Genomic DNA, 8236 nt, shown 5'->3' with positions numbered 1-8236 from the left:
AGACGGCGGGCGCCCCCGCCTCCGGCGCCGAGGCGGTCGCTGGTTCGCCGGGGCCGTTCCTCGTGGTGGCGCCCTCGTCGGTCGTGCCCAACTGGGAGGCCGAGGCCCGGAGGTTCGTGCCCTCGCTGCGCGTGGCCCGACGCTCGGCCACGGAGAGCAAGTCGCCCACGACCGTGGCCGAGGACGCGGCCGTCCACGACATCGTGGTCACCTCCGCGACCGTCCTGCGTCTGAACGCCGAGGCGTACGCGGGGATCGAGTGGGCCGGGGTGATCCTGGACGAGGCCCAGCAGGCCAAGAACCCCTCGTCCAAGCTGTTCGCCGCTCTCGCCGGGTTGCGGGCCGACTTCCTGCTCGCGGTCACCGGCACGCCCATGGAGAACAACCTCACCGAACTGTGGGCGATCGCGGCCCTGTCCTGTCGGGGGGTGCTGCCCGACGCCAAGGAGTTCCGCGCGCTGTTCCGGACCCCGATCGAGAAGGACGGCGACGCCGAGGCACTGCGCCGTCTCCGTCGCCGACTGCGACCGTTCCTGCTGCGGCGCCGCAAGGAGTTGGTGGCCGGCGAGCTGCCGCCACGCACCGATGCGGTGATGGAGGTAGAACTCTCGGTCGCGCACCGCCGGGTCTACGAGCGCGAGCTCGCCCGTCAGCGGGCGTCGCTGTTGGCGCTGCTCGACGACTTCGACTCCAACCGCATCAGCATCCTCGCCGGCCTCACCGTGCTGCGCCGACTGTGCCTGGACCCCTCGCTGGTGGACCCCGACCACGTATCGATCCCCTCCGCCAAGACCGATGAGCTCATCGCGTCGCTGCGTGAGGTCGTGGCCGAGGGGCACCGAGCGCTCGTGTTCAGCCAGTTCACCAGCTACCTCGACACGGTGGTCGACAGGCTGCTCGCCGAGGGCATCACGGTCGCTCACCTCGACGGCAGGACCACCGACCGGGCAGGTGCCGTCGGCAGGTTCACGGAGGGCGGCGCGCAGGTGTTCTGCCTGAGCCTCAAGGCCGGGGGAGTGGGCCTCAACCTAGTGGGCGCCGACTACGTCTTCCTGCTGGACCCCTGGTGGAACCCGGCGACCGAAGCCCAGGCCGTGGACCGGGCCCACCGCATCGGCCAGACCAGACCGGTGCTGGTCTACCGGATGGTCGCGCGAGACACCATCGAGGAGCGCGTGGTGGAGTTGCAGCGGCGCAAGGCCGAGCTCTTCGCCTCCGTGCTGGACAGCGGGGAGCACTTCTCGGCGGCGCTCACGGCCGACGACCTGCGGGGGTTGATCGAGTAGCGGCGCGGGTGATCACCGCACCGCCGGCATCGCCAACCCCGCGGCCACCGCGGCCCCGAAGAGTGCCGTGTCCCGGGACGGGGAGAACACGACCCGCGGCGTCGGGATGGTGTGCGGCAGCGTGTGCAACTGCTCGGCGACCGGCCCGTGCAGCGCCTCGCCCAGGCCCACCACGATCCCGCCGGTGAGCAGGACCGTGCGCGGCCGGAACAACTGGACGGCGTCCACCACGAAGGAGCCCACCCGGTGGGCGTAGATCTCGGCGGCACCGTCGCCGTGTTCCCGCTCGAGGTCGTAGAGCCCGTGCCCGCCCAGACCCCACCACGCCTCGGTGGTGCCGCCGTCCACGACCAGCCGCCAGTGCCCGAGGTCCCACCCGGTGGGCCCGCACGGGTGGATGAGCGCACCGTGGCGGTTGAGCGCCCCGAACGACAGGGTGGTGCCCAGGGAGATGGCGATGCCGCCGAACTCGACGTCCGGCAGCTGGGTCAGGGCCAGGGCGTGGGCGTCGCCGTGACCGATCACGGACACCGGGGCGTCCAGGAGGGCTACCAACTGGGAGCGCATCGGCCCCTCGGCCCAGGCGGCGGCGCGGGAGGCCTCGATGACCCCACGGTCGGCGTCGACGTGCCCGCTGACAGACACGCCGACGCCGCTGGGGAGGGGATCGACGGCCCGGATCACCGCGGCCAGATCCTCGGCGGTGGCCACCTCGGCCCCGTGGACTCCCACCACGCGGCCGTCGACCACGGCACCGATCCGCGTTCCGCTGCCGCCGATGTCGACGACGACGCCGTTCCTCATCAGATCGCCTCCCGTTCCACACCGACCATTGTCACCAATAGTTCGTAGCGGGCGGGCCATTGGGTGTGGTGGGGTGCTACCCGGTATCGGTGCTACCCCGTATCGATGTTGCGGATCGGGTCGCTCGCCTGGCCCACGGTTCCGCAGTAGAGCTTGGCCGACTCCTGGGTCAAGGTCACCTCCATGCCGGCGGGATCGGACTGCCCCTTCTCGTCGAGGAAGGTGGTGATCACCTCGCGCTGGTCCTCGGGCGGCATCTCCATGTAGTCGCCGCAGGTGGTGTCACCGCCCTGGTTGGGGTCCATCGCGTTGCAGCCGGTCAGTGACGCCAGGACGAGGGCGGCGGTGGCGACCGGAGCGACCAGCTTGGCGGGTCGGGTGCGGGTGGGCATGGGAGACCTCCGGGGGATGACGACGACGAGGTGAGCGGTCGATGAGGTGAGCGTAGGCGCGCGAGGTGACGGACATCACTATTCGGCCGGGATTCAGCGGAGCACCGTCGCGGTTATAGTAGATATAACAACATCTTTTGAGGCCTCGACCGCCCTGCAACTGGACTCCGCTGCGCAGAACCTGCTCTTCCGGGAGGCCCGCTCCGCCAACGCATTCACGGACGAGCCGGTGACCGACGGCCAACTCCGCGCGATCTATGACCTGGTCAAGTGGGCCCCGACGTCGATGAACAACCAGCCGCTGAGGATCGTCGTGGTGCGGTCCGGGGAGGCCAAGGCCCGACTGTTGCCGCACCTGGCCGAGGGCAACCGGGCCAAGACCGCCGCCGCGCCGGCCGTCGCGTTGCTCGCCGCCGACGTGGACTTCCACGACGAACTGCCCCGGCTCTTCCCCCACTTCCCCGGCGCCCGTGATCTGTTCGCGGACGAGGCCGCGCGGGTCGGCGCGGCCGAGCTCAACGCGAGCCTGCAGGTCGGCTACACCATCCTGGGCATCCGCGCCGCGGGTCTCGCCGCCGGCCCGATGACCGGGTTCGACGCCGAGGGGATCGCCGCGGAGTTCTTCCCCGACGGGCGCCACCGCGTCCTTGTCGCGATCAACATCGGCACGCCGGCGGAGAACGCCTGGCTCGACCGGCTGCCGCGACTCGACTACGACGAGGTCGTCACGACCCTCTGAGGGGGGTCGTCGCAGGTACTCCGCGCGTCACAGGCAGCCGACGAGTCGTAGCGCGAACTGGTCGCCGTGGCCCAGGATCGTCTGCGTGTCACTGATCCGTCTGCTCGTCATGATCTCGGTGCGGAACTCGCCCGCATGGTCGATACCCACCGCGTGCATGAGCTCGTGCAGAGTCAGGCTCCTACTCCAGGCGTCCCCGGGAACCGGGGTGATCTGTTCCGGTTGCAGGGTCACCGACCCCCGGAGGATCAGGCCGCGGGGCCAGACAGCCGCGCCGCCGACCCCGGCCGCGCCATGGGTGTGGAACATGGGGTGGTCGCCGTACGTCACGGAGATGGCGCCGTCGCCTTCGCGCTCTCCCTCGGCACCGGGCCCCGCATACCTGAGGGGGAGGCCGCTGGCGAAGGCGAGGGTCTCGACCGCCCACGCGAGGTCGGACTCGCTGCCCGGGGGCGCGTCGTAGGAGCGCACGGGGATCTCGTGTTCGCACGGCCAATGTGCGAGGTACCCGTCCTCGGTGGCCTCGACCGCGTAGTCGACCCCCGCGATCAGCCCGGCAGGGGGCTGGATGTCCGCGGCGCGGCGAGGCGACCACTCGCCCCGGAGCGGGACGGCCGTGCCCGGGACCGTGGAGTTGGCGGCATCCGCGTGGGCCGGCCTGAACAGGCCGCCGTCCCCGCCTGACACGCGGGCTGCGCCCTCGCCGAAGGAGGCGACGGTGCCGCGGTGCTCTTCGGGGACCATCGCCAGGAGGGCCGGCGAGGATCCGACGACCGCCAGCGCCAAGACGAGCGGTACGACGATCGCCAGCAGGTAGGCGGAGAAGCTGACGGCGGGATGAACAGATCGCTGCCAGTTCACGGCGCGGGGTGGGGTGAGGGGGTCAACGGGGGCCTGTCCTGGGTCGATGCGAGGGAGGGGCCTCGCGGTACCGCTAAGAATTTACTCACGTGGTGGCGGCGTTCACACCGGATTCTTTGACTTGAGCGGAATAGACTCAACTGTTCGGCAGTTGTACGGACTGTCCGGTCCTGATGTGGGCCGGTATTGACCCGAGTACGCTCAAGAACACGTCGAAGAAAGGACCGGTCGATGAGCCAGTTCAACCCCACGACCAAGACCCAGGCGGCTCTGTCGGCCGCCGTCCAATCCGCCTCGGCGGCAGGGAACCCGGATGTCCGTCCGGGCCACCTCCTCGTGGCGCTGCTCGAACAGCAGGACGGGATCGCCACGCCCCTGCTCCAGGCATGTGGGGTGGACCCGCAACTGGCGCTCACGCAGGCCAAGGCCCTCACCGCGAGTTACCCCAGCGCGTCGGGCTCGGGGCTGGCCGCCCCCAACTTCAACCGCGACGCCCTCGCCGTCATCAGTTTCTCCCAGACCCTCGCGTCCGAGATGGGCGACGACTACGTCTCCACCGAGCACGTCCTGGTCGGCATCGCCGCGGGGCACACCGGGGGCGACGCCGCCAAGCTCCTGGGCGAGCTCGGGGCCACCGAGGACGCGCTCAAGCAGGCGTTCGCCACGGTCCGCGGCAACACGCGCGTGACCACCGAGAACCCCGAGGACCAGTACCAGGCGCTCGAGAAGTACTCCACGGACCTCACGGCCCGGGCTCGTGAGGGCAAGATCGACCCGGTCATCGGGCGCGACTCGGAGATCCGGCGCGTGGTGCAGGTGCTGAGCCGCCGCACCAAGAACAACCCGGTGCTCATCGGCGAGCCCGGCGTGGGCAAGACCGCCATCGTCGAGGGGCTGGCCCGGCGGATCGTGGACGGCGACGTCCCCGAGTCGCTCCGGGGCAAGACCCTGCTCTCGCTCGACCTGGGTTCGATGGTCGCGGGCGCCAAGTACCGCGGTGAGTTCGAGGAGCGCCTCAAGGCCGTGCTCGACGAGATCACGGCGTCCGAGGGGCAGATCATCACCTTCATCGACGAGGTCCACACCATCGTCGGCGCCGGCGCGACCGGCGAGGGGTCGATGGACGCCGGCAACATGATCAAGCCGATGCTCGCCCGCGGGGAGCTGCGCCTGGTCGGTGCCACCACGCTCGACGAGTACCGCAAGTACATCGAGAAGGACGCCGCCCTCGAGCGCCGCTTCCAGCAGGTCTACGTGGGGGAGCCGAGCGTCGAGGACACGGTCGGCATCCTGCGCGGGCTCAAGGAGCGCTACGAGGTGCACCACGGCGTGCGGATCACCGACTCCGCGCTGGTCTCCGCGGCCGCGCTGTCGGATCGCTACATCACCCAGCGGTTCCTCCCCGACAAGGCGATCGACCTGGTCGACGAGGCCGCGAGCCGGCTCAAGATGGAGATCGACTCCCGACCGGAGGAGATCGACGCCGCCGAGCGGATCGTGCGCCGACTCGAGATCGAGGAGGTGGCACTGCAGAAGGAGACCGATGCGGCGTCCAAGGATCGGCTCGTCGCGCTCCAGTCCGAGCTCGCCGACTCCAAGGAGAAGCTCGCCGAGCTGACCGCCCGGTGGCAGAACGAGAAGACCGCCATCCAGGGTGTGCAGAAGGTCAAGGAGGAGCTCGACGCGCTGCGCACCGAGTCCGAGAAGGCCGAGCGGGACGGCGACTACGCACGGGTCGCCGAGATCCGTTACGGACGGCTGCCCGAGCTGGAGAAGCAGCTCGCCCAGGCGGAGGAGAACGACGCCGCCACCAACGCGATGCTCAAGGAGGAGGTCGGCCCGGAGGACGTCGCCGAGGTCGTCTCCGCCTGGACCGGGATCCCCGTGGGCAAGATGCTTCAGGGCGAGACCGAGAAGCTCCTGCGCATGGAGGACGAGATCGCGCGTCGTGTCGTCGGCCAGGGCGAGGCGGTCCGGGCCGTGTCCGACGCGGTGCGACGGTCGCGGGCCGGGGTCGCCGACCCCGACCGGCCCACCGGCTCCTTCCTCTTCCTCGGCCCCACGGGTGTCGGCAAGACGGAGCTGGCCAAGGCGCTCGCCGAGTTCCTGTTCGACGACGAGCGGGCCATGGTCCGGATCGACATGAGCGAGTACTCGGAGAAGCACAGCGTCTCGCGGCTGGTGGGTGCCCCTCCGGGGTACGTCGGCTACGAGGCCGGCGGGCAGCTCACCGAGGCCGTGCGGCGGCGTCCGTACACGATCGTCCTGCTCGACGAGGTCGAGAAGGCGCACCCGGACGTCTTCGACATCCTGCTGCAGGTGCTCGACGACGGCCGGCTCACCGACGGCCAGGGCCGGACCGTGGACTTCCGCAACACGATCCTCGTGCTCACCTCCAACCTGGGGGCGGGTGGATCGCGGGAGCAGACGATGGACGCGGTCAAGCGCGCCTTCAAGCCGGAGTTCATCAACCGGCTCGACGACGTGGTGATGTTCGACTCGCTCAGCGAGGAGCAGCTCGAGTCGATCGTCGACATCCAGATCGACGAGCTCGCACGGCGGCTCAAGGGTCGGCGACTGACCCTCGAGGTCGACGACGCGGCTAAGGGGTGGCTGGCGCGGCGCGGGTACGACCCTGCCTACGGCGCCCGCCCGCTGCGCAGGCTGGTGCAGCAGGCGATCGGCGACAAGCTGGCCCGGGCCCTGCTCGGCGGCGACATCCGCGACGGCGACACCGTGCGGGTCTCGCTGGCGGAGGACGGCGAGTCGCTCACGCTGAGCTGACGCCCGTCGCCTGAGCTGGCGGGAACGAGCCGGCGGGTACGAGTTGGCGGACAGGAGATGCGATCGGGAACGGCCCCGACGCGAATCCTGTCCGCCAACTCGTGCCCGGGTGACCGCCCACGTCCCGCACCGCCCACACCTCCTCGCCCGCCCCCGCGCCCGCGGAGTGACGGATCAGTCCCCGATGAGGGGATCCGCCTCGTCGTCATCGCGACTACCATGGACCCGTGACCAGAGCCACCGCACCCGCATCCGACACCCAGGTCAGTCCCCTCCTCGTCACGGCGCGCGAGTTGATCAGCGACGTGGCGAGCCTTCCCACCCCCGTGATCCTCGACGTGCGCTGGCGGCTCGGCGACGCCCGCGGGCGCGAGCACTACTACTCGGGCCACATCCCCGGTGCGCAGTACGTCGATCTGCCCACCGAGCTCGCGGGCCAGCGCAACGTCCGCGAGGGCCGCCACCCGCTGCCCTCGCCCGATGATCTCGAGGACGCCCTGCGCCGTGCCGGCGTGCACAACGACAGTCGCGTGGTGATCTACGACGACTCCGGTAACACCTCCGCGGCGCGCGCCTGGTGGCTGATGCGCTGGGCCGGCAAGGAGGACGTCTACCTCCTCGACGGCGGTCTCAAGGCGTGGATCGCCGAGGGCGAGGACCTGGCGGTGGGGCCGGGCAACCCGGTCGAACGCGGCGACTTCACCTTCAGGCTCGATCACATGCGCACGGCCGACATCGACGAGACGCAGGCAAGCCCCGAGGAGGGCGTCCTGATCGATGTCCGCGCGGCCGAGCGCTATGCCGGCCACACCGAGCCGATGGATTCGCGGGCCGGCCACATCCCGGGCGCCGTCAATCTGCCCACCTCGTCGTTCCTCGACGAGAGCGGTCGGTTCCTTCCCGCCGAGCGCATCCGTCAGATGTTCGCCGACGTGGGCGTGACCAGCGGGAAGGACACCGTGGTCTACTGCGGTTCCGGCATCCACGCCTGCCATGCGCTCGCGGCGATGGAGGTGGCCGGGATCGAGGCGGGGAGGTTGTTCCCGGGGTCGTGGTCGCAGTGGTCGGCGGATCGTCGGCGGCCGATCGCCCTGGGGGAGGACCCCCGCTAGCCCGCGCCTCCGCCGGCTCCCGGGCCCGTCCAGGTCACGCAGCGCCGCGGTGCCTGGCGGGTAACCCCACCAGCGCTGACTACCCTCTGTGGACATGGTCGTGTTCTGGTTCCTCCTGGCCCTCGTGCTGCTCGCCGCGGCGCTCATCCTCCTGCGTCTGGACGCCAGACAACGCGGGGGCGCCGCGTCGCGTGGGACCCCGCCGGAGGTCGGCTCCGGGTCGGCGGGGGCGGGGGCCCTGTCCGACGACGACGAGGC

General features: G+C 70.6%; 7 protein-coding genes. 4 read left to right on the top strand and 3 right to left on the bottom strand.

Annotated features, from left to right (window positions below; translation table 11 throughout):
* On the top strand, nt 1-1286 hold a 1286-nt coding region (locus tag G6028_RS12585; RefSeq protein ID WP_182659071.1), incomplete at its 5' end, for a DEAD/DEAH box helicase.
* A 12-nt stretch (nt 1287-1298) separates the two neighbouring features.
* On the opposite strand, the gene G6028_RS12580 is transcribed toward G6028_RS12585, so the two are convergent.
* Together G6028_RS12580 and G6028_RS12575 are read right to left on the bottom strand one after the other, a co-directional pair.
* Nucleotides 1299-2090 (bottom strand): ROK family protein, encoded by a 792-nt coding sequence (locus tag G6028_RS12580; RefSeq protein ID WP_182609706.1) that lies wholly within the window; start codon nt 2088-2090, stop codon nt 1299-1301.
* Nucleotides 2091-2182: 92 nt separating this feature from the next.
* The gene (locus tag G6028_RS12575; RefSeq protein ID WP_182659070.1) at nt 2183-2482 is read right to left on the bottom strand and encodes a hypothetical protein; all 300 of its coding nucleotides are present in this window, start codon (nt 2480-2482) and stop codon (nt 2183-2185) included.
* Between the two features lie 124 nt (nt 2483-2606).
* Between G6028_RS12575 and G6028_RS12570 the strand changes: the two genes are divergently transcribed.
* Nucleotides 2607-3221, top strand: a complete 615-nt coding sequence (locus G6028_RS12570; protein WP_182659072.1) for a malonic semialdehyde reductase — start codon at nt 2607-2609, stop codon at nt 3219-3221.
* A 27-nt stretch (nt 3222-3248) separates the two neighbouring features.
* On the opposite strand, the gene G6028_RS12565 is transcribed toward G6028_RS12570, so the two are convergent.
* On the bottom strand, nt 3249-4082 hold the full coding sequence (locus G6028_RS12565) for a hypothetical protein (protein ID WP_182659069.1): 834 nt from the start codon (nt 4080-4082) through the stop codon (nt 3249-3251).
* Between the two features lie 231 nt (nt 4083-4313).
* Here G6028_RS12565 and clpB point away from each other — a divergent pair, with 231 nt between their 5' ends.
* Nucleotides 4314-6866, top strand: coding sequence for an ATP-dependent chaperone ClpB (clpB, locus tag G6028_RS12560; protein WP_182659068.1), 2553 nt, complete (start codon nt 4314-4316; stop codon nt 6864-6866).
* Nucleotides 6867-7093: 227 nt separating this feature from the next.
* Entirely contained in the window at nt 7094-7978 is an 885-nt protein-coding gene (locus G6028_RS12555; RefSeq protein WP_182640138.1) for a rhodanese-like domain-containing protein, read from the top strand.
* Nucleotides 7979-8236 lie beyond the last annotated feature (258 nt).

Origin of the sequence: Dietzia cercidiphylli (genome assembly GCF_014145145.1) — a bacterium.
Classification (GTDB): Bacteria; Actinomycetota; Actinomycetes; order Mycobacteriales; family Mycobacteriaceae; genus Dietzia; species Dietzia natronolimnaea.
The sequence above is the reverse complement of the archived record's forward strand: the minus strand, read 5'-3'. Positions and strand labels throughout refer to the sequence as shown.